16 protein-coding genes and 1 pseudogene are annotated in these 18,850 nt (G+C 72.3%); 8 read left to right on the top strand and 9 right to left on the bottom strand.

Features of this window, described 5'->3' with window-relative positions; genetic code table 11:
- The first annotated feature begins 186 nt into the window (after positions 1–186).
- Positions 187–2,589 carry an endopeptidase La gene (lon, locus tag E4N62_RS32780; RefSeq protein ID WP_230220128.1) on the top strand — a complete coding sequence of 801 codons (2,403 nt, stop codon included), beginning with the start codon at positions 187–189 and terminating at the stop codon, positions 2,587–2,589.
- A 279-nt stretch (positions 2,590–2,868) separates the two neighbouring features.
- Complete coding sequence (locus E4N62_RS32785) at positions 2,869–3,348, top strand: MarR family winged helix-turn-helix transcriptional regulator (RefSeq protein WP_230220130.1); 480 nt, start codon at positions 2,869–2,871, stop codon at positions 3,346–3,348.
- 13 nt (positions 3,349–3,361) lie between these two features.
- Here the strand turns inward: E4N62_RS32785 and E4N62_RS32790 are convergent, their stop codons facing one another.
- The gene (locus E4N62_RS32790; protein WP_230220132.1) at positions 3,362–4,147 is read right to left on the bottom strand and encodes a protein phosphatase 2C domain-containing protein; all 786 of its coding nucleotides are present in this window, start codon (positions 4,145–4,147) and stop codon (positions 3,362–3,364) included.
- A 365-nt stretch (positions 4,148–4,512) separates the two neighbouring features.
- Here E4N62_RS32790 and E4N62_RS32795 point away from each other — a divergent pair, with 365 nt between their 5' ends.
- The 5 genes from E4N62_RS32795 (at position 4,513) to E4N62_RS32815 (ending at position 10,608) form a co-directional block, all read left to right on the top strand.
- The gene (locus E4N62_RS32795; RefSeq protein WP_268269933.1) at positions 4,513–7,443 is read left to right on the top strand and encodes a nitrate- and nitrite sensing domain-containing protein; all 2,931 of its coding nucleotides are present in this window, start codon (positions 4,513–4,515) and stop codon (positions 7,441–7,443) included.
- Positions 7,440–7,961, top strand: coding sequence for a roadblock/LC7 domain-containing protein (locus E4N62_RS32800; RefSeq protein WP_215448984.1), 522 nt, complete (start codon positions 7,440–7,442; stop codon positions 7,959–7,961). The genes E4N62_RS32795 and E4N62_RS32800 overlap by 4 nt, the downstream gene beginning before the upstream one ends.
- Positions 7,958–8,452 (top strand): DUF742 domain-containing protein, encoded by a 495-nt coding sequence (locus tag E4N62_RS32805; RefSeq protein ID WP_230220136.1) that lies wholly within the window; start codon positions 7,958–7,960, stop codon positions 8,450–8,452. Before E4N62_RS32800 ends, E4N62_RS32805 begins: the two co-directional genes overlap by 4 nt.
- A 301-nt stretch (positions 8,453–8,753) precedes the next feature.
- On the top strand, positions 8,754–9,329 hold the full coding sequence (locus E4N62_RS32810; protein ID WP_230220333.1) for an ATP/GTP-binding protein: 576 nt from the start codon (positions 8,754–8,756) through the stop codon (positions 9,327–9,329).
- Positions 9,330–9,372: 43 nt separating this feature from the next.
- Complete coding sequence (locus tag E4N62_RS32815; RefSeq protein ID WP_230220138.1) at positions 9,373–10,608, top strand: styrene monooxygenase/indole monooxygenase family protein; 1,236 nt, start codon at positions 9,373–9,375, stop codon at positions 10,606–10,608.
- A 99-nt stretch (positions 10,609–10,707) separates the two neighbouring features.
- Here the strand turns inward: E4N62_RS32815 and E4N62_RS32820 are convergent, their stop codons facing one another.
- From E4N62_RS32820 to E4N62_RS32835, 4 genes and pseudogenes are all read right to left on the bottom strand, one after another.
- Positions 10,708–11,418, bottom strand: coding sequence for a hypothetical protein (locus E4N62_RS32820; protein WP_230220140.1), 711 nt, complete (start codon positions 11,416–11,418; stop codon positions 10,708–10,710).
- A gap of 100 nt (positions 11,419–11,518) precedes the next feature.
- Positions 11,519–11,860 carry a hypothetical protein gene (locus E4N62_RS32825; RefSeq protein WP_230220142.1) on the bottom strand — a complete coding sequence of 114 codons (342 nt, stop codon included), beginning with the start codon at positions 11,858–11,860 and terminating at the stop codon, positions 11,519–11,521.
- Between the two features lie 24 nt (positions 11,861–11,884).
- Positions 11,885–12,610: a TetR/AcrR family transcriptional regulator gene (locus E4N62_RS32830; RefSeq protein WP_230220144.1), complete on the bottom strand. Its 726-nt coding sequence runs from the start codon at positions 12,608–12,610 to the stop codon at positions 11,885–11,887.
- A gap of 291 nt (positions 12,611–12,901) precedes the next feature.
- Positions 12,902–13,857: pseudogene (locus E4N62_RS32835) on the bottom strand (diiron oxygenase).
- 124 nt (positions 13,858–13,981) lie between these two features.
- Between E4N62_RS32835 and E4N62_RS32840 the strand changes: the two are divergent.
- On the top strand, positions 13,982–14,827 hold the full coding sequence (locus tag E4N62_RS32840) for a hypothetical protein (RefSeq protein ID WP_230220335.1): 846 nt from the start codon (positions 13,982–13,984) through the stop codon (positions 14,825–14,827).
- Here the strand turns inward: E4N62_RS32840 and E4N62_RS32845 are convergent.
- The 4 genes from E4N62_RS32845 to E4N62_RS32860 all read right to left on the bottom strand — a co-directional run bounded on the left by E4N62_RS32845 (position 14,820) and on the right by E4N62_RS32860 (position 18,809).
- On the bottom strand, positions 14,820–15,335 hold the full coding sequence (locus tag E4N62_RS32845) for a DUF3291 domain-containing protein (RefSeq protein ID WP_230220146.1): 516 nt from the start codon (positions 15,333–15,335) through the stop codon (positions 14,820–14,822). The two genes, E4N62_RS32840 and E4N62_RS32845, sit on opposite strands and share 8 nt — an antisense overlap.
- 136 nt (positions 15,336–15,471) lie before the next feature.
- Positions 15,472–16,941, bottom strand: a complete 1,470-nt coding sequence (locus tag E4N62_RS32850; protein WP_230220148.1) for a penicillin-binding transpeptidase domain-containing protein — start codon at positions 16,939–16,941, stop codon at positions 15,472–15,474.
- Positions 16,938–18,377: an FtsW/RodA/SpoVE family cell cycle protein gene (locus E4N62_RS32855; RefSeq protein ID WP_230220150.1), complete on the bottom strand. Its 1,440-nt coding sequence runs from the start codon at positions 18,375–18,377 to the stop codon at positions 16,938–16,940. The genes E4N62_RS32850 and E4N62_RS32855 overlap by 4 nt, the downstream gene beginning before the upstream one ends.
- Before the next feature lie 72 nt (positions 18,378–18,449).
- Positions 18,450–18,809, bottom strand: coding sequence for an SH3 domain-containing protein (locus E4N62_RS32860; RefSeq protein ID WP_230220152.1), 360 nt, complete (start codon positions 18,807–18,809; stop codon positions 18,450–18,452).
- Positions 18,810–18,850: the final 41 nt, after the last annotated feature.

An 18,850-nucleotide genomic window follows, 5' to 3' on the forward strand; every position in this document is an offset into this window, starting at 1 on the left:
CCACCTAGACCCCCGCGCTCGTTGTAATAGGTGAGGCTGGGAGAAGGGTATTACGTATGATGTTTTCGGGGTGCGTCCAGGTGGGCTCGTGATCGCCCACAGCGAACGGGTGGTCGCTCGGGGAACATTCCCCGGCCCCTCTGCATTGAGTCGGCATAGCTCAACTTGACTGCCGAGGGAGAGATCATGGCATCGACGTCCGCACCGCTCACCCTGCCCGTGCTGCCGCTCGACGAAGAGGTCGTGCTGCCGGGAATGGTGGTGCCGCTGGACCTCAATGACACCGATGTACGGGCCGCGGTGGAGGCCGCGCAGGCGGCCGCGCGGGCCGAACCCGGGAAGCCGAAGGTGCTCCTGGTGCCGCGTATCGACGGCAACTACGCGAGCATCGGCGTGCTCGGGACCGTCGAGCAGGTCGGACGGCTGGCGGACGGCGACCCCGGGGCGCTCATCCGGGCAGTGCGCCGGGTGCGGATCGGGGCCGGGACCACCGGGCCCGGTGCCGCCCTGTGGGTCGAGGGGACGCGGATCGACGACGGCGTGCCGGAGCCGCTGCCCGGACAGGTCGCCGAACTCGTCAAGGAGTACAAGGCACTTGCCACCAGCTGGCTGCGCAAGCGCGGTGCCTGGCAGGTCGTGGACCGGGTGCAGGCCATCGACGACGTCTCCGCGCTCGCCGACAACTCCGGCTACTCGCCCTTCCTCACCCTCGAACAGAAGATCCAGCTCCTGGAGACCACCGACGCGGTCGCCCGGCTGAAGCTCGCCACCCAGCTGCTCCGCGACCACCTCGCCGAGCAGGACGTCGCCGAGACCATCGCCAAGGACGTCCAGGAGGGCGTCGACAAGCAGCAGCGCGAGTTCCTGCTGCGGCGCCAGCTCGAAGCCGTCCGCAAGGAACTGCGTGAGCTGAACGGCGAGAAGGACGGCGAGGAGTCCGACGACTACCGGGCCCGCGTCGAGGCCGCCGACCTGCCGGAGGCGGTACGGGAGGCCGCGCTCAAGGAGGTCGAGAAGCTGGAGCGGTCCAGCGACCAGTCGCCCGAGGGCGGATGGATCCGGACCTGGCTCGACACCGTCCTGGAACTGCCCTGGAACGAGCGGACCGAGGACGCCTACGACATCCAGGGCGCCAAGGGCGTCCTCGACGCCGAGCACGCCGGGCTGGAGGACGTGAAGGAGCGCATCACCGAGTACCTCGCGGTGCGCAAGCGGCGGGCCGAGCGGGGCCTCGGTGTCGTCGGCGGGCGGCGCGGCGGTGCCGTGCTCGCGCTCGTCGGGCCGCCGGGCGTCGGCAAGACCAGCCTCGGCGAGTCCGTCGCGCACGCCATGGGACGGAAGTTCGTCCGGGTCGCGCTCGGCGGTGTGCGCGACGAGGCCGAGATCCGCGGACACCGGCGCACGTACGTGGGCGCGCTCCCCGGCCGTATCGTCCGCGCCATCAAGGAGGCCGGGTCCATGAACCCGGTCGTCCTGCTCGACGAGATCGACAAGGTGGGCTCCGACTTCCGGGGCGACCCGGCGGCCGCGCTGCTCGAAGTCCTCGACCCCGCGCAGAACCACACCTTCCGGGACCACTACCTGGAGGTCGAGCTGGACCTGAGCGACGTCGTCTTCCTCGCCACCGCAAACGTGCTGGAGGCGATCCCCGAGGCCCTGCTCGACCGGATGGAACTCGTCCGGCTCGACGGGTACACGGAGGACGAGAAGGTCGTCATCGCCCGGGACCACCTGCTGCCCCGGCAGCTGGAGCGCGCCGGGCTCGACGCCGACGAGGTCGTGCTCGACGAGAGCGCGCTGCGCAGGCTCGCCGGTGAGTACACCCGCGAGGCGGGCGTACGGAACCTGGAGCGGTCCGTGGCGCGGCTGCTGCGCAAGGTCGCGGCCCAGCACGAACTGGGCCGGCGGGAGCTGCCGTTCACCGTCACCGACGGGGATCTGCGCGGGCTCATCGGCCGACCGCACCATGTGCCCGAGTCGGCCCAGGACCCGGCGGAGCGGCGTACGGCGGTGCCGGGTGTCGCGACCGGGCTCGCGGTCACCGGCGCGGGCGGCGACGTGCTCTACGTCGAGGCGTCGCTGGCCGACCCGGAGACGGGCGCGGCGGGACTGACCCTCACCGGCCAGCTCGGTGACGTGATGAAGGAGTCCGCGCAGATCGCCCTCTCCTTCCTGCGCTCGCACGGCGCGGAGCTGGAGCTGCCCGTCGCCGACCTCAAGGACCGGGGCGTGCACATCCACTTCCCTGCGGGCGCGGTCCCCAAGGACGGCCCCAGCGCCGGTGTCACCATGACGACGGCCCTCGCGTCGCTGCTGTCCGGGCGGCTGGTCCGTACGGACGTGGCGATGACGGGGGAGGTGTCGCTGACCGGGCGGGTGCTGCCGATCGGCGGGGTGAAGCAGAAGCTGCTCGCCGCGCATCGGGCCGGTGTCACCACCGTCGTCATTCCCAAGCGGAACGAGGCGGACCTCGACGATGTGCCCGCCGAGGTGCTGGAGAAGCTCGATGTGCACGCGGTGACCGATGTCCGCCAGGTGCTGGAGCTGGCGCTGGCTCCGGCGGAGGTTGGGGTGCCTGTGGCTGCGTGACCCTCCGGGTGGGGGCGCGGTGGGCGTCGTTCCACGGGTGCGGCCCGGTGGGGCTTCTCGCGCGGTTCCCCGCGCCCCTAAAAGATCCAGGCCCCCGCGGCCCTGGAAAGCGACCGGCGACGGGCCTGAAAAGCACGGGGCGCAGCCCCGGCTTTTCAGGGGCGCGGGGAACTGCGCGACCAGCCCCCACCGGACCCGCGGGCGACCTGGACCATGTCCGCCCCCACCTGCGAAATACTGACCCGCAGGTACCCGGATCGGAAAGGCAGGAGCGCTGACGTGCACGACGAGGGCGGAAACGGCGACGGCGGTGCTGTCGGGGCCGGCATGGACCAGGCGTTCCTCGCGCTGGAGCGCGAGTTGACGGTCCTGCTGCGGCGCGCCCGCGCCAAGTCCGGCGAGATGGCCCGTGCCGTCCACCCCGATCTGGAGTCCGCCGCCTACGGCCTGCTCGCCCGCCTCGACGAGACCGGCCGGCTGCGCGCCACCGAACTCGCCGCCTACATCGGCGTCGGCAAGGCCACCATGTCCCGGCAGCTCCGCGCCCTGGAACACCTCGGCCTCATCGCCCGCGAACCCGACCCCGCCGACGGCCGCGCCTGGCTCGTCCACCTCACGGACGAGGGCCGGGCCCGCTTCCGGGCGGTCCGGGACGCACGGCGGGTCGCCTACGTACGACAGCTCGCCGACTGGGACAGGGACGAGGTGGCCCAACTCGCGCACCTGCTGCACCAGCTGAACCGAGGCGTGGAGAACTGAGCGGCCGAGGAGTTCACCACTCCACGAACACCACGCTCGCGTCGTCGTGTCTCTTGGCGCGGCCCAGGAACTCCCGCTCCACGTCGGTGGCTTCCAGCTCCCGCACCCGCTGCACCAGCCCCCGCGCCCCCGTCTTGCGGACCAGGGTGAGGCAGTCCGCCCAGTCGCCCTCGCGGAACGTCTCCACCCAGCGGCCCGCCCCGTCCGTCAACGCGGCCAGCGCGCGGACCTCCTCGCGGGGGACGGTCCCCGTCACCGCCCGCGTGGCCACGGCGGGATCGGCGGCCGCAGTCCAGAACCCGCCCTCCTTGTTCCGCACGGTCGAGTCCACGATCGCGGCCGTCGCCAACGAGGCCCGGGGCAGCCGGGAGAGACGGTCGTCCAGCACGGCCGTCACCGTGCCGTCCGGCCGTTCGAACAGCAGGGCCGAGTCCGACAACACCAGGTACTCCACAGCCGTCCGCGACCAGCGGGCGACAACCACCGTGGCCTGTGGGGTTCGTGGGTGAGAAAGGTCACAGGTTTGGGCGTGGGCTCGGGCGGTACGAGAAATGGCCTGTGAGAGCACGTCGGGCAACGGTGAATCCCGCTCCGAAACGGACAGTTCGGTCAGGGTGCCGCCGAGGCGGGAAGTGAACCATGCGACCGAATGTCGACAGCCGTAGCCGTCGGGCGGCGGGGTCACCCCGTCGAGGACGACGAGGGCGCCGCCCTGTCCCCCCGCGGGCAGGGCCACCGACGCGAAGTCCTCGTTGGGGCGAAGGGGATCGCCGGGTTCCGAGACGAGTTCCGTGCGCATTCGGCCAGTCTGCACGAGCCCGCCACAAGATCCGTGAAAGGCCGACAACGGTCGCCGTACGCCCCGGACCCTCCAGGCGGGCCGCCGGGTTTGGCATGGAATGATCGTGAGCGGTGAAGCGCGGCGGCGAATACTGTCAAAGCGCGTCGCCGACGTCCAACCGGCCTGCCGCAGGGGGCATCGGCGCGAGCCGGAGGAACTTGCCCGCCAACTCCTCGGGGATGTTCACTCCTTCGGGTGGCGGGACTGATGATGCGGGACCACTGCCCACCGGCACTGGGAGGGTCGGGAGCCGTACCGGGGGGACGGCCAGATTTGACGAGTTGACGGATCGTCACCCGGGCTAATGGGTACACGAGTCAGGAATGCGAGCACCGGTGCAGAAGACGCGGCCTCGGCGCGCAGGCAAGCAGGCAGCCTCGAAGGCCTCCGCGGCCTCCCCGAACCAGCAGGGGACGGCACAGGCAGGGGCCCCCGCCGTCGGCACCGGGCGGAAGGCGCACGTACGCAACCGGCTCATCGTCGCCGTGGCCGTCGTGGCCGCCGCCATAGCGGGCGCCGGAGCTCCCTCGATCCTCGCCGCCTCGGAGCAACTGCACGACACCCAGGGCCTGGTCACGCTCGCCGAGCAGACCCAGGAGGCGCTCACCCTCGCGCACGCGCTCGCCGACGAGCGGGACGAGGTCACCGCGTACATCGCCGCCGGGCGCCCCAAGTCGGCCGCGCCCAGCAAGCAGCGCAGTGACCGCGTCGACACCCAGACCGAGGAGCTGAGCGCCGACACCGACACCTCCGCCGCTCTGCGGGAGGACATCGAGTCCATCGCCGGCGTACGGGAAGCGGCGCTCTCCGGGAAGAGCACCGCCCTGGAGGCGCACACGGCATACACCGCCGTCGTCACCGAACTCCACGCCCTCGCCGAGGAACTGGCCGCCGAACTGCCGCCGCGTGCCGGTGGTGGCGCCTACGCCCTCGCCGAACTCGACACCGCCGTCCAGCAGGCCGCCGCCGCCCGGGGGCTGCTCGTGGCCGCGCTGAGCGTCCCGACGAGCACGCAGACGGTCATCGACCCCACCACCGGGCTGCCCACCACCACGACCGGCGCCTCGGCCGCCGACGCCAAGCAGCGCGACGCCCTCACCGCCGTCGCCCAGCAGGCCCGCGTCCGCTCCGACGCCGCCCTCGCCCACTTCCGCGAGACCGCGCCCGCCGCCGGCCGCTCCTCCTACGACGCCACGGTCACCGGCCCCGAGGCCGACACCGCCGACAAGTACCTGGCGGACCTCACCGACCAGCCCACGCTCTCCGACCGCGAGGCCGGCACCAGCGCCGAGAAGGCCGGCGCTGCCCTGTCCGCCCGCGTGGACCTGATGCGCGGCGCCGAGTCCTCCCTCTACGACCGGCGCACCAAGGACCTCGCCCAGCTGCGCGACGAGGACGTCACCGCGCTGGAGATCCGCATCGCCGTCCTCGGCGCCCTGATGCTGCTGGCCGTCGGTGTCGCCACCGGCATGGCCCGCTCCCTCACCCGCCCGCTCGCGGTGCTGCGCATCGGCTCCGCCCGGGTCGCCGGCGACCCGGCGAACCAGGAACCGGTCAAGTTCACCGGTCGCAACGACGAGTTCGCGCAGGTCGTGCGCTCGGTCAACGCGCTCCACGCGCACGCCCTCGCCCTGCACGAGCGGCTCGCGCCCCTGGAGGGCGACCGCAAGCACCTCATCGGGCAGCGCCAGACCATGGCCGACGACCGCGACCGGCTGCGCGCCGAACTCGCCGAGGCGACGGCCCACCTGACGAAGGTCCAGCACAGCGTCCACGCCACCTTCGTCAACCTGGCGCTGCGCACCCTCGGCCTTGTCGAGCGGCAGCTCGCCGTCATCGAGTCCCTGGAGGAGCGCGAGCAGGACCCGGACCGGCTCGCCACCCTCTTCAAGCTCGACCACTTCGCGACCGTCATGCGCCGCCACAGCGAGAACCTCCTCGTCCTGGCCGGCCACGAGCACGTCCAGCACCACGCCGGACCCGTCCCGCTCGTCGACGTCGTCCGCGCCGCGGTCAGCGAGATCGAGCGCTACGAACGCGTCCGCATCGCCGCGCTGCCGCCGGGCGCGCACGTCGCCGGGTTCGCCGCCGACGACCTCAGCCACCTCCTCGCCGAACTCCTGGAGAACGGCACGTCGTTCTCGCCGCCGGAGATGTCCGTCGAGGTCACCGGCTGGCTGATGGAGAACGGCGAGATCACCCTCTCCGTCCAGGACGGCGGCATCGGCGTCGCCCCCGACCGGCTCGCCCGGCTCAACTCCCGCCTCACCGACTTCGACCCCGAGGCGCCCTACGAGCAGGAGGACGGCGAGGGCCTCGGCCTCGGCCTGTACGTCGTGGCCCGCCTCGCCCACCGGCTCGGCACCCCCGTCCGGCTCCGGCCGCACGGCACGGGCGGCACCGCCGCGGTCGTCGTCCTGCCCAAGGCGCTGCTGGCCCCCACGCCCGCCGTGCCCGTGGGGACCCCGGCCTCCGTCACGCCCCAGTTCACGCTGCCGGGCGCCGCCGCCGAGGCCAACTCGAACGTCCTGCCCGGCCGATCCGTCGCCGTACGCGAGCCCGAGGGCGACGGCGACCCCCTCATCGAGGCGGCCGAGCGGGCAATTCAGGCGAGGGAGGCCGTGGGGACGGCCGCCGACGCCGCAGAGGCCGCCGGGAGCGTCGTACCGGAAGACGACGCACCCGAGGCCGCACCCGGCCCCGACACCGGGGCCGGGACCGGACCCGCGTCCGGGGCCGAGTCCGTGTCCGAGACGACGATGGAGCTCTTCGCTCCGGTGGCCCCGGGGAAGGGCGCCGACGAGGAGAGCGACGAGACCCTCGCCGACCACGACCACGACCACGGCCACGACACCGACGCCGACGGGGACGACCCCTACTCGGGCGAACCCGACACCCACGAGCGTGCCGCCGACGAAGGGAACACGGCGCGCGCGACCGAGGTATCTCGGGCCGGGACGGAGGGGCCACGGGGGGAACCGACCCCGCGCCTCACCGACAAGGGCCTGCCCAAGCGCACGCCCAGGATCACCGCGCCGGCGCCCACGACCCCCCGGCCGCGGGTCGGCGGCGTGAACGCCGAGGAACTGCGCCGGCGGCTCGGCGGGTTCCACCAGGGGGCCAGGGAGGGGCGGCGCGACGTCGAGGCCGAGATCGCCGAGCAGTCGGGTGAGACGCGGATGCCCGTGCCCCATGAGTACCGGACAGAGGCAGTTGACACCACGGGGGGCACTTCCGAGGAGGAAAGCAGTTGACCGCGCCCATTACCTTCGGACTGAGCAGTGAAGCCCGCAACCTGCACTGGCTGCTGACCAACCTGGTGGAGGAGGTGCCGGGGCTGCTGTCGGTCGCGGTGGTCTCCTCCGACGGCCTGCTGCTGCTCTCCTCCGACCCCGGCAGGAACGCCGCGGCCCGCGAGGCCCGGGAAGAGCGGCCGCAGGGTCCCCGGGGCTCCGCCGCCGACCTGGCCACCATCGTCTCCGGCATCGGCAGCCTCACCATCGGCGCCGCCAAGCTCATGGAGTTCGGCGGGGTCAAGCAGACGATGGTCGCGATGGACGAGGGCAGTCTCTTCGTGATGTCGATCAGCGACGGCTCGCTGCTCGGGGTGCACGGCTCCCCGGACTGCGACATGAGTGTGGTGGCGTACCACATGGCGCTCTTCGTCGGTCGCGCCGGCCATGTCCTCACCCCGGAACTCCGCAGCGAGCTGCGCAAGTCCCTGGAGGCCGAGTCCCACAGGGAGACCGAGGCGGCCGGGAGCCGTCGATGAACGGCCCCAGGCAGAACAGGGCGCGGGCCCACGAGCCCGGCCGGGCGAAGCGGCCGCCCGCGACCAAGGGCGCGACGGGCAACAGGAGCACCAGGGGAGCCAAGAAGCTCCCCGTGCGCGGCGGCGACCGCAAACCCGCCCGCGTACGCCCCTACTCGCTCACCGGCGGCCGCACCCGCTTCGGCCACGTCCTGCACGTGGAGACCTTCGTCGCCGTACTCGAAGCCCCGGCGGAGCGGCCGCAGTTGGCGAATGGTTCACTCAACACCAAGGTGATGCCCGAGATGCGGGCCATCGTCGAACTCTGCCGCCGTATGCGGACGGTGGCGGAGATCGCCGCGCTGCTGAAAATGCCGCTCGGCGTGGTCCGCGTCCTCCTCAGCGATCTCGCGGACCAGGGAAAGATCCGTGTGTACGGAACAGGTCACGGACCGGGACAGCCGGACCGCGCTCTGCTGGAAAGGGTGCTGAGTGGACTCCGCCGTCTCTGACGCCGCCTCGGCCGGCGTCAACCCCGACGCCTCGGCCGGCGTCACCCCGGGCGTCGACGACGCCCCCCGCGTCGCGCTGGACGCGGACGCTCCTCGTGTCGAGATAGACGCGGACGCCCCTCGTCTCGACGTGGACGCCGTGCGTGCCGAGCCCGGTACGCACGGCGTCGGCATCGACACCGGCACGGCCCCGCCCGGGGGTTACGCCCGGGCGGCCTCCCGCGGTCTCGACCGGCTCGCCGAGGCGCGGGCCGGCGCCGGGGACGACGCGGCCGGACCCGCCGCGGAGCCCGAGGAGGAGCTGAAACCCTGGCAGTCCGACCTGAGCCGGGCCCCCATCGCCACGAAGATCGTGGTGGCGGGCGGCTTCGGTGTCGGCAAGACCACCTTCGTCGGCGCGGTCTCCGAGATCACCCCGCTGCGCACCGAGGCGCTGATGACCGCGGCCAGCGTCGGCACGGACGACCTCTCCGCGACGCCGGACAAGCTCACCACCACCGTGGCCATGGACTACGGCCGCATCACCCTCGACGACGACCTCGTCCTCTACCTGTTCGGCACGCCCGGGCAGGAGCGGTTCTGGTTCATGTGGGACGACATGGTGCGCGGCGCGATCGGCGCGGTCGTCCTCGCCGACACCCGCCGCCTCGGCGACTGCTTCCCCGCGCTCGACTACTTCGAGAGCTGCGGACTGCCGTACATCGTCGCGGTCAACGCGTTCGACGGCAGTGTGCGCTACGAGCCCGAGGACGTCCGCGAGGCACTGACCGTGCCCGACCATGTACCTGTCATGATCATGGACGCGCGCAAGCGGGCCTCCGCGATGGAGACCCTGCTGGCGCTCTGCGCCCACGCGATATCCCTCAGCCCCGAGTAGTCCCCGAGCGGGACGCCACGGACGAACCAGGAGACCTGTCCGGATGCGGAAGATTCTCGTCGTCGGAGCCGGCCAGTCCGGGCTGCAACTGGCCCTCGGACTCCAGTCGCACGGGTACGAGGTCACACTGATGTCCAATCGCACCCCGGACGAGATACGCGCCGGCCGCATCATGTCCACCCAGTGCATGTTCGACTCGGCCCTGCGCCACGAGCGTGAGCTGGACCTCGACTTCTGGGATTTCCAGGCGCCGAGGATCGAGGGCGTCGGCGTCTCCGTCGCCGGCCCGGCCGGACGGCGCGACGTCGACTGGGTCGGCAGGCTGCGGGGGTACGCGCAGGCCGTGGACCAGCGGGTGAAGATGGCCGGCTGGCTGGAGACGTTCTCCCGGCGCGGCGGTCAACTGGTCGTCCACGGCGCGGCGGTCTCCGACCTGGACTACTTCTCCCGGATGTACGACCTCGTGCTCGTCACCGCGGGCAAGGGCGAACTGGTGCGGATGTTCCGCCGCGACGCCGCCCGCTCGCCCTTCACCGAACCGCAGCGCGCGCTCGCCGCGGTGTACGTGCACGGACTGGGTCCGCGCCCCGAGCACCCGGAGTTCGACGCGGCCCGCTGCAACCTGGTGCCCGGCGTCGGCGAACTCATCGTCCAGCCCGTCCTCACCACCTCCGGGCGCGCCGACGCCCTCTTCTGGCTGGGGCTGCCCGGCGGGCCGGTCGACGCCTTCGAGGGCGTCCGGGACGCGGAGGGACAGCTCGCGCTGACCCTGGAGCTGATGAAGCGCTACACGCCCTGGGAGCACGCGCGGGCCGCGGGCGTCGAGGTGACCGACCCGGGGGCGGCACTGACCGGCCGCTACACGCCGGTGGTACGGCACCCCGTGGGTCAGCTCCCGAGCGGCGGGCTGGTGCTGGGCGCCGGGGACGTCGTCGTGGCCAACGACCCGCTCACCGGGCAGGGGGCGAACTCGGCGGCCAAGTGCGCGGCCGTGTACCTCTCGGCGATCCTCGACCACGGGGACGGCGAGTTCGACGAGGTCTGGATGCGGCGGACGTTCGAGCGGTTCTGGCAGATCGCGGGGCCGGCCACCAAGTGGACCAACACGATGCTCGCGCCGCCGGCCGAGCATGTGCGGGAGCTGGTCGAGGCGGCGGAGGGGCTGCCGGTGGTGGCGGATCGATTCGCCAACGGGTTCGACGATCCGGCTGATTTCGAGGGGTACTTCTACGAGGCGGAGAAGACGCGGGCGTATCTCTCCGAGGTGGCCGGGGGGTAGGGAGCCGTGGGCGGGTGAGCGGGTGGGCGCCTGTGGGGTGCTCTGCTCGGCTGCCGGGTGCGGGTCCGGTGGGGCTTCTCGCGCAGTTCCCCGCGCCCCCTAAGAGGACGGGGGCTTCGGGAGGTCGGGGTCGGGGGTGTGCTCCGACTTCCTGAGTTCGGCCAGTTGGGCCGGAGTGAGGGAGGCCAGGAGTTCCGCGATCTCGGCCAGGCGGTCGGACGTGGTGTCGTGTTCCCTTCTGTGCTGTTCGGCGAGGGTCAGCTGGCGGTCCAGGGCCACGCGCGCCCTACGGGCGAGGGCGTCGGTGTCCTGTTCGCTGCCGACCAGACGCTCGATCGTCTCCGCCCGCTCCTGCGCCACCTGTCCGATCACATGGCCCTGCTCCAGCGCCCGGTGCGGGTCCCGCGTCATCAGCAGCCGTACGTAGGGGGAGAGCGCCGTGCTGCTGCTCTGGTACTGCTGCCGGGCGAGCCGGCCGGCCGCGCCCCGGCTGTCGTGCAGGGAGAGCCGGGCCACCGCGAGCCGATGGTCGAGCCTCGCCACCTCGGCCCGCTGCTTCCTCAGCTCCTGGCCGGTCCTGCCGTACGCCTCGGCGGCCTTCTCGGCCTCGCGGTGGAGCCGTTGGAGGTCGGCGAGGAGATCGGCGACCGAGCGGTCCTCGGCGGAGGGACTCGGCGGCGGTGTCGGTGGGGGTGTCGGCGGCGGGGTTCCGGTGCGGCCGTGGCGGGTGCGGGGCCGTGGCGAGGAGGGCGCCACCGTGAGGGCCGTGACCGTCGCCGAACAGACCAGGCGCAGCAGCCTTGCTGACACGTCATCACCTCCAGTGCTCAGGTGGGCCGTCCACCTCGCACCGGCAGGATCGGTGGAGGGAGGCGGGCGCGCGCCGGGTGGACCGTTCGGTGCCGGGGTGTCACTCGTCGGTGGGGCGCGGCCGCGCGGGCGGCGTGGCGGATTGCCCGTCCGAGGTGTCGGGGGCGCCGGCACCCGCCCGGGTGCCCGGCTTGGACCACGGCCACTTCAGGCGATGGCTGGGGTCCGCGTCCGGCGCGTACTCGTACTTCCACAGCTGGTGCAGGAAGCCGCTGCGGCCCGCGTCGACCCGGCGGTAGACGAGGACCGTCGGCGGGCCGCCGGCGGTGTCGGGCACCGGGACCCGGTACGTCTTCGGGGGGTGCCCGGTGATCCCGAGCAGCACGGGCAGGACGCGCCCGTCGAGGGGGCCGCCCACGAAAGGGGTGTCTTGGCTCTTCACCGGACCAGTGTCACAGGACCGGTGTCACAGCAGGTGCCCGGCGTCGCCGACCACGGGCAGGATGCGGCGGGCCAGGGTCCCGACGGCGCCCTCGGGGGTCTCGACGGTCAGGGCGTGCCGGACGACTGCGGCGGTCTGCGGGTCGCGACCGGCGGTGGCGGTGAGACAGGCCACGAACTGCTCGACGAGCCAGTCCCGCAGCTCGCCGACGTCCGGCTGTTTGCCCTCGTCCAGCCAGATGAGGGAGGCGGCCTCCACGGAGGTGATCCACATCCGGACGGTCATCCGCAGCCGCAGACCCGGCTCGGCCGCCTCCAGGTGCCGCAGGATGTGGTCGGCGGCGGCCCGCCGGACCCCGTCCACGATGGCCGTGGCCCGGGAGGTCTCCACGACGCTGCCGCCCTGGAGGAGGGCGCTGAAGCCGGTGTCGTGCGTGTCGACGAAGTCCAGATACCGGTCGAGGGCGCGGGCCAGACGGCTGGTGAGGGGGCCCTCGGCGGGCTCGTCGAAGCAGTGCTCCAGCTCCTCGGCGGCCGTGCGCAGGGCCGCCTCGTAGAGCTGCTGCTTGCCGCCGGGGAAGTAGCGGTAGACGAGGGGGCGTGAGACGCCGGCCGCCTCCGCGACGTCGTCGAGGGAGACGTCCTCGGGAGCGTTTTGCGCGAAGAGCTCCAGGGCCGCGTCCAGCAACTGGCTGCGCCGCTCCTCGACGCTGAGCCGACGGTATGCGCGGGTGGGGGCCTCGGACGTCATACCCGCAGGGTAGTCGGGGGTGAGCGGCGACCGCCGGGATCGCGTCAGGGTGGGGTGTGGGTTCTTCGGCGGCCGCGGGTGCGTGGGGGCTGGTCGCGCAGTTCCCGCGCGCCCCTGAAAAGCCGGGGCTGAGCCCCGTGCTTTTCATCCGCGTCCCGCAGCCCCGCCGTCTTCCAGGGGCGCAGGGAACTGCGCGAGAAGCCCCACCGGGCCCGCGGCCGCCAAGGAACCCGAACCCCCGAGTGCCCAGGCGCCCCAACCTCCCACCTTCGCTCCCAGGCGCCCCAGCACCTACCCCAGCAACCCCGACGACCTCCACATCCGCCGCCCCACCCCCGCAGCACCCCGATGTCGTCCAGGAAGTCCGTCAACCGCTTCGCCCCGGTCTGCATGACCTCCCGCCGGTGCCCACTCGCCCGTACCTGGGCGACCGCCGCCCGCTGGTCGAGGCCGACGTTCGCGTACACCTCGGGGTTCACGAACGCCACCGAGAAGACGCGGGCGAACTCGCCGGACGTGACGCGGGTGAAGCTCCGGGACATCCGCGGGGCCGTCACCATCTGGCGGCGCAGCTCCTCACGGGCGTAGCGCACGTGCCGCGCCTCCTCGACCACATGGATCCGGGTGACCCCCCGGATCAGCGGCTGGACCCGCTCGTCGGGGAAGGTCAGCCGCTGCATCCAGTCGAGGATCTCCTCGCCGAGCAGGGTCGCCGTGAAGGACCCCGGCGTCGTCGAGATCGTCTTGAAGACGCGGCCCAGGTTCTGGTGCAGTCGGCTCACCGGGTAGTACGGGGTGCCGCCCTTGCTGATCAGCCGGGCGAACATCTTCGAGTGCCGGCACTCGTCCTCGATCTCGGTGAGCGCGTAGCGCACATGCGCACTGGTCGCGGCCCGGTCGTAGATGTGCCGGACGAGCAGCTGCATGAGGATGATCTCGAACCAGATGCCGAGGGAGGCAAGCGCCGCGGCCTCGTGCCGGGACAGCGCGATGCGCTGCTCCTCCGACATCCTGCGCCACATCGGCGTCCCGTACAGGGACACCAGCTCCGGCGGCCAGAACCACTTCCCCTCCTCGAAGGGGGCGTCCCAGTCCAGCTCCCTGTCCGGGTCGAAGGAGTGCTTCGCGGAGGAGACGAGCAGCCGTTCGGCCACCTGTTCCCGGTCCTTGAGGAACCCGAGCGCGTCGCGCAGCACCTCCGCCTCCGACTCGGGGTTCGTCGAACTCAGCGAGGTCACCGTAGTCATGGCTGTCGCAGCTCCTCGTACGGAAGTTCAGGGAGTTACCAGCGGTCACTGCTTATGAGACTACTTGTCAGCAAGGCCGTCAATCCTTTGCGCGCGACTTGTGCAGTAACGTGCTGGCGTGTCCATGCCTCCATCGCCCCAGCCGCCCTACGGTCAGCAGCAGCCGCCCCAGGGGCCGTACGGCCAGCAGCCGTACCCGCCGCAACAGCCGCCCCAGCCGTACGGTCAGCACCCGCACGTGCCGCAGCAGTACCCGCAGCAGCAGTACCCGCAGCAGCCCCAGCCGTACGGCGCGCCCCAGCCCGGCGGGTGGCAGCCCACGCCGCCGCCGAAGAGCCGCACGGGACTCGTCCTCGGGATCGTCGGCGGGGTCGTGGGCCTCGTGGTGCTCGGGACCGTGGGGCTGTGGGTCGTGGGGACGCAGAGCACCAGCGGTTTCCCGGAGGCCGAGTACAAGCTGGCCCTGCCCGAGACCGTGCTCGACGGTGAGTACAAGCTGGCCCAGGACCTCTCCGGCACCGAGGGGCGGAAGGTGGAGGACGAGGCGGAGGGAGCCTGGGACGCCCGTGACGTCACGGCCGCCGTCGCGCAGTACGCACCCCGGAAGGACGGGGCCCAGGGCGCCCTGATCGTCTCGGGCATGTACGGCCGGTTCAAGAACACCGACGCCGCACGCGACAACATGCTGAAGGGCGCGGCCGGCGTCAGCTCGATCAAGGTGGTCGTGCCGCCCGAGGACTACACCCCGGGCGACGACGGCCTCACCATCAGCTGCCAGGTCGTCACCCAGAACCAGGCCGGCAGCGAGATCACCTACCCGATGTGCGCCTGGGCCGACGGCAACACCGGGGCGTCCGTGGCCGAGCTGAGCGTCGAGAGCGTCGGGCAGGACGCCTCGGAGGTCGACGTCGAGGCCTTCGCGGAGCGCACGCTTCAGGTCCGCTCCGAACTCCGGCAGCCGATCAGCTGAGCACCGCGTCGGGCTGCGCCGGCTCCGTCGGTCCTGTCGGCTCCGCCGGTCCCGCCGGTCCCGCCGGGAACGAGGTGCGCAGGGTGAACGCGTACGGCGTCGGGCCGTGGGCGCGGAGGTGGAGGATCCGTTCCTCCGCCTCGGCCACGGTGGGGTGGTGACCGGCCGGGACCCACCACAGGGCGCTCGCCGCCTCGCTCAGCCGCTCGAACCACTCCCGCCTGCGGGCCAGCAGCTCCCGGTGCTGTCCCTGGTACATGAAGGCGGACAGGGCGTCGGTGTCCCGCCACACCGACATGTTGATGATCAGCCACTCGTCGCCGAGGACCGGGATGTCGGTCGCGTTGCCGGAGTCGCTCTGCAGACGCCAGACGAAGCCGGGGGAGCGGTCCGCGACCGCGTTCACCGGGTCGAGGGCGTCGACGAAGTCCTTCAACCGGGGCGAGTCCAGCGGGGCTTGGAGGCGGGCGATGTTCACCTGGGCGAGTTCGTACGCGGTGGGAGTCATGGGCGAACGGTAGGCCCGGGTGGGGCCAGGGTGACATCGCTTATCTCGGATGGTGGGAACGGTGCGTACCGTGCGGGCCGGTGGGGCTTCTCGCGCCCACGCGGCGGAGCCGCACATCGAAACGGCCCCGCGCCCCTTACGGGACGTCGGCAGCCTTGAGCACCGCTCGCATCACCTCCCTCGCGATCGGTGCCGCGTCGCCGCCCCCGCTGATGTCCCCGCGTACCGCCTCCGCGTCCTCCACCACCACCGCCACGGCCACCTGGGGTTCGGCCGCGTCGTCGGACTGGGCCCAGCCGATGAACCAGGCGAAGGGGGTGCCGGAGTTGCCGAGGCCGTGCTGGGCGGTGCCGGTCTTGCCGCCGACGGTGGCGTGACGGAGGGCGGCGTTGGCGCCGGTGCCGTCCTCGACGACGCCGCGCATGAGGTCGCGCAGCCGCCGCGCGGTGGTGGGGTTCATGACCTGGCGGAGCGTGTGCGTGCCCGAGCCGGCGACCGTGCGGCCGCTCGCCGTGGTGGTGCGTTCGACGAGGTACGGCGCCCGCACCGAGCCCCCGTTGGCGACGGCCGCCGTGACGAGAGCCATCTGCAGGGGCGTGGCCCGGGTGTCGTACTGGCCGATGGAGGAGAGGGCGAGCTGCGCCCGGTCCATCTCGGTCTCGAAGCTGCTGGGGGCGACCGAGAAGGGGATGCGCAGCCCGGGGTCGTTGAAGCCGAAGGCGCGGGCCGTGTCCGTCATGGCGCCGAGGCCGACGTCCACGCCCAGCTTCGCGAAGACCGTGTTGCAGGACCACTCGAAGGCATAGCGCAGCGAGGCGTTCGCGCAGCCCTCGACCTCGTTGGCGAGGGAGGTCGTGGTGCCCGGCAGGGTGTACGGGTCGGGGGAGCGGGTCGGGGCGTCGAGGTCCGTGACCACCCCGGCGTCCAGTGCGGCGGCGGCCGTCACCACCTTGAAGGTCGAGCCCGGCGGATAGGTCTGCCGCACCGCCCGGTTGAGCATCGGTCTGCTCGCGTCCCCGTTCAGCCGTGCCCACGCCTCGGCCGCCTCGGGGCCGTTGCCGGAGAGCAGTCCGGGGTCGTAGGACGGCCGGGAGACCAGCGCCAGGACGCGCCCGGTGGCCGGTTCGAGCGCGGCGACCGCGCCCCGGCGATTGCCGAGACCCAGATACGCCGCCCGCTGGGCCGCCTCCTGGATCGTGGTGACGACGGTGGCGCCGGCGTTCCGGTCGCGGGTGATGTCGTTCCACAGCGGGAGGAAGGACAGCAGCGGGTCGCTGCCGTCGAGGACGGAGTCCTGCGCGTGCTCCAGGAACGTCGTCCCGTACACCTGCGAGGCGAAGCCCGTGACCGGCGCGTACAACGGGCCGTCCCGGTACGTCCGTTCGTAGCGGAGCTGCTCCCCGGTGTCCGTCGAGCCGGTGACCGGGCGTCCCCCGACCACGATGTCCCCGCGCGGCTGGCCCCAACGGGCGATCTCCGGGCGGCGGTTGGCGGGATTGTCGTCGTAGGCCCGGGACTGCAGGACCTGCACGCGGGTGGCGTTGACGAGGAGGGCGAGCAGCAGCAGGGCGCACAGGGCGGCGGCCCGGCGGATGTACGTCGTCATGCGCTGCGGCCCTCCCGCAGGCCGTCCCGGCCCTCCGGTTCCGCGAGCGGGTCCCCCGACGGCGGCCCGGGGGCGTACTGCCGTCGGGAGGAGTCGCTGAGCCGGATCAGCAGGGCCACGATGACCCAGTTGGTGACGACCGAGGAGCCGCCCTGGGCGAGGAAGGGCATCGCCATGCCGGTGAGCGGGATGAGGCCGGTGACGCCGCCGGCGATGACGAAGACCTGGAGGGCGATGATCGAGGCGAGGCCGGTGGCCAGGAGCCGGCCGAAGGCGTCGCGCAGGGCCAGGCCGGCCCGGAAGCCGCGCTCCACCAGCAGGGCGTAGAGCAGGAAGATCGCGGAGAGTCCGGCCAGGCCCAGCTCCTCGCCCGCCGTGGCCAGGATGAAGTCGGACTTGGCGGCGAAGCCGATCAGGATGGAGTGGCCGAGACCGAGCCCGGTGCCGAGCAGCCCGCCGGCGGCGAACGCGAAGAGGGACTGGGCGAGTTGGTTGGCACCCTGGCCCGCCTCGATCGACGCGAACGGGTGGAGCCAGTCCTCGACGCGGCTGTGGACGTGCGGTTCCAGCCAGCCGACGGCGACGGCGCCCACGCACGCCAGCAGCAGCCCCACTGCGATCCAGCCGGTGCGGCCCGTGGCGACGTACAGCATGATCACGAACAGGCCGAAGAACAGCAGGGAGGTGCCCAGGTCCCGTTCCAGGACCAGGACGCCGACGCTCAGCAGCCAGATGGTGACGATCGGGCCGAGGACCCGCCCGGTGGGCAGTTGGAGGCGTCTGAACCGCCAGATCTGACGTCCGGCGTACGCCAGCGCGTTGCGGTTCGCCGCGAGATAGCTGGCGAAGAACAGCGCGAGCAGCACCTTCGCGAACTCGCTCGGCTGGAGGGAGAACCCGGCGATCCGTACCCAGATCCGGGCCCCGTTGACCGGTGGGAAGAGGATCGGCAGTGCCAGCAGCGCGAGCGCCGCCACCACCGAGACGTACGCGTACCGCTGGAGCACCCGGTGGTCACGCAGCAGCGCCACCACCGCGATGAACAGCGCGACGCCGAGCGTCGACCAGTTCAGCTGCGCGGGCGCGGCCTGGTCGGCCGGTGTCTCCAGGTCGAGCCGGTGGATCAGCACCAGTCCCAGGCCGTTGAGGAGCACCGCGATCGGCAGCAGCAGCGGATCGGCGTACGGCGCCCGCAGCCGGACCACCAGATGGGCCAGCAGCGCGAGCACACCGAGCCCGGCGCCGTAGTCGGCGGCGCCGGGCGGGACGGTGCCGTATCTGGCCAGACCCACAGCGCAGTAGCCGTACACGGAGAGCAGGACGGCCACGACGGTGAGGGTGAACTCGACGCCTCGGCGCCGGAGCAGGCGTACGGCGGGCGGCGGGGACGGATCCGAGGGACCCGCCGCCAGGGTCGTTCCGGCCTTGGTGGTCATGCCCGGAACTTACCCAAAGAGAATGCCTTGCGCGTCTTGTTGCACCTTGTGCGCCTTGTTGTGCCTTGTTGCTCAGGCGTCGCACCAGCGTGGCGTTTTGAAGGGGGCGATGTAGCGGGCCGAGCCCCAGGCCCAGGTCCCGTCGACGAGCAGGTACCACTGCCGGTTGCCGTCCACGCTCTGGCCCTCGGTCCGGCAGTAGATCTTGACGATCTCGCCGTGGCGCGCGACCCGGATGACCGAGCCTCCTCGGGTCGGCGCACTGCGCAGGATCAGGCCGGACCGGGCGACGACCTCGCCGTCGACGATCTGCTTGCTCGTGCGGGGGTCCTCCTGTTCGACACCGGCGGCGGGAGTCGTGGCGGCGAACGCGAGGAGAGCGCCACCGGCAGCGGCTATACCGAACCGCATGAGCAGAATCCGCAGGGACATCTGATGTTCCTCCAGGAAAAAAGGGGGCGAGGCTGACTGTT

Source organism: Streptomyces sp. MNU76, from assembly GCF_020982545.1.
Classification (GTDB): domain Bacteria; phylum Actinomycetota; class Actinomycetes; order Streptomycetales; family Streptomycetaceae; genus Streptomyces.